The organism is Acinetobacter lwoffii, assembly GCF_024129855.1.
Taxonomy (GTDB): Bacteria; Pseudomonadota; Gammaproteobacteria; order Pseudomonadales; family Moraxellaceae; genus Acinetobacter; species Acinetobacter lwoffii_L.
Map to the genome: position 1 here is coordinate 1 of NZ_JAMXXC010000061.1, position 2,514 is coordinate 2,514.

Annotated in this window: 3 protein-coding genes; all 3 read right to left on the bottom strand. The window is 46.7% G+C overall.

Annotated features, from left to right (window positions below; translation table 11 throughout):
- On the bottom strand, positions 1-1,598 hold a 1,598-nt coding region (locus NI465_RS16445), incomplete at its 3' end, for an IS66-like element ISAba17 family transposase (protein ID WP_253146001.1).
- A 74-nt stretch (positions 1,599-1,672) separates the two neighbouring features.
- The gene (gene tnpB / locus NI465_RS16450; protein WP_120752736.1) at positions 1,673-2,008 is read right to left on the bottom strand and encodes an IS66 family insertion sequence element accessory protein TnpB; all 336 of its coding nucleotides are present in this window, start codon (positions 2,006-2,008) and stop codon (positions 1,673-1,675) included.
- Entirely contained in the window at positions 2,005-2,433 is a 429-nt protein-coding gene (gene tnpA / locus NI465_RS16455) for an IS66-like element accessory protein TnpA (protein WP_000364662.1), read from the bottom strand. Before tnpA ends, tnpB begins: the two co-directional genes overlap by 4 nt.
- Positions 2,434-2,514 lie beyond the last annotated feature (81 nt).

Genomic DNA, 2,514 nt, shown 5'->3' on the forward strand with positions numbered 1-2,514 from the left:
GGCACTTTATGTGTTGGCAACCTTTTCAGCACATCACTTAAATAGGCATACGGATCCAAGCCATTCAGCTTTGCTGACTGGATTAAAGTCATGATATTGGCAGCTCGTTGACCACTGCGCAGCGAACCTGCAAATAGCCAGTTCTTACGCCCCAAGGCCCAGGGACGCATTTGGTTCTCTATCCAATTATTGTCAATGGGTAGATTGCCATCATCCAGATAGCGGCTTAAAGCAGTCCAACGTTTTAGGCTGTAATTGATCGCCCGGGCGGTTGGAGAACTCGATGGCACCGTCAGCTGATGTTGGTTGAGCCATTCATATAGTTGTTGCATGACCGGTTGACTATGCTGTTGTCGGTATTCGCAGCGGTCTTCCGCTGTACCATCCATCTTTTTTCTTAATTCTGCTTCTATCGCATATAATTTCTGAATCAGCACTAATGCCTGTTCAGCGACCTGACTTTTCTTGGTCACATGTAGTTCATGGAATTTACGACGTGCATGTGCCATGCAGCCCACCTCAATGACCTGACCTGATCTAAAGCGTGCTTTATAACCACTGTAATCATCACAGACCAAATGACCCTGCCAGCCTTTCAGGAAGTCTTCAGCATGCTGGCCAGAACGGCTATCTTGAAAGTCATAGATCACTGCCTGAACTGGATTGTACTGTGTGCTGGCATAGGCCCAGACATAACCTTTTTTGGGCTTTTTCTCATTTTCACCCATCTGCATGACCGTCACCGGTGTTTCATCTGCATGGATCACCTGCTGTTGCAGTACCACCTGTTTTAAGGCATTGGCCAGAGGTTCCAGTTCCACCCCACAGCGGCCAATCCAGTCAGATAACGTTGATCTAGACAGATCAACACCTGCGCGTAGAAAGATTTGACGTTGACGGTACAAAGGCAAATGATCGGCATACTTTGACACCAGCACATGGCTAAGCAATTCAGGTGAAGCAATGCCTTTATCAATCACATAGGCTGGCATCGCTTGCTGAGTCAGAGTGTCACACTGATCACAGACCCATTTACCACGCACATGCTGTTCCTTATAGAACTGTGCCGGTCTGAAATTCAGTTTTTCACTGACATCTTCACCGATACGACGCAAGGTACAGCCACAACTGCATTGTGTTGATTCAGGTTCATGCTCAATACGGAGGGTGTGTAGATGATCTGGCAACAGCCGACGTTTAGGTTTGTTGACTGGGGCTTTCTGTGCAGCTGCATTGGTTTTATCTGCATTCAGTCGTTCCAGTTCCAGATCAACCGCTGCAATATCTTCTTCAACCGCTTCATCCCAGAGATGGATTTGTTTTGCGGTTAGATGTTCGTTTTTACTGCCGAATTTATGCTGTTTAAATAGTGCAAGCTCATGCTCGTATTTTTGATTGAGAATAGAAAGATGTTGAACTTTAGAATCTAATTGCTGATTGGTGACTTCAAGATGTTGAACTCTGGCATCTAATTGCTGATTTGATTGTTCCAGTTGTTGTTTAGATTGTGCCAGAGACTGATGCTGCATCGCCAACTGTCTGGTAAATTCCAGCAGTTGTTCATGGGTCAGTTGGCTTAAATCAGGCAGCGTATTCATGACCACAGTATGCCTGAGGTCATGATGCAGAGGAAATAGAACGTTTGGAGAATAGCAGAATGGATGAGCCTGGTTTAGAGCATTGTTACCACTTGCTGCAGTCCGATTCTTTGCCAGGGCAAACCCTGGATCAGTGCCTGTAACTGCTCCGGGCTGATCGCCATACTTTCACCCTGGTGAACTTTAGCCCAGTGGAAATTCCCCTGTTCCAGCCGCCGGGCACACAGCCAGATACCCAGTCCATCATGCACCAGCACTTTCATACGATGGCCACGCTTATTACAGAACAGGTAAGCGCAATGCGGTTTGATGTAGCCAAAGGCTCTCAGCACCTGAGCCATGGCTGTATCCATCCCTGCACGCATGTCCATCGGCTGGGTAGACAACCAGATCTCATCAATACGAATCATTGAGTCAAACCCTGGATCAGCAACAGTAATTCAGTTACTGACTCCACCGGCCAGTCGATCTCGATCATCTGATCCCTTGCGGAACTTGGTGCCTCATGTAATGGAATCCTGATATGAGCGACAGCTTTCTTCTCTGGCACAGGTGGTAGAGGTGCTTCTTGTTTGACTGGAGTCGGGTGAAGAATGACCGGAAGAAAGTCAGTCTGTGGAATGGATGGGGTTTTTAATGCAGGGGGCATTGATCTGGACTGACGAATCCATTTATGTAGCAGATTGGCATTGATCTGATGTTGCATTGCTACCTTGGCCACTGATGTATCTGGCTGCTGGCATTGCTGAATAAGTTGATGTTTAAATTCAGCTGTGAAGGTTCGACGGGGCTTTTTTAGCGTTGGTGCACTGTCTATAACTGTCTTTAAATCCATAAATAGGTGTCCACTTAAATTTAAGTGGACACTATCGCGGTATTAATGAGTTAGAAAAAGTGGGGTTCAGCGGACGCTTAC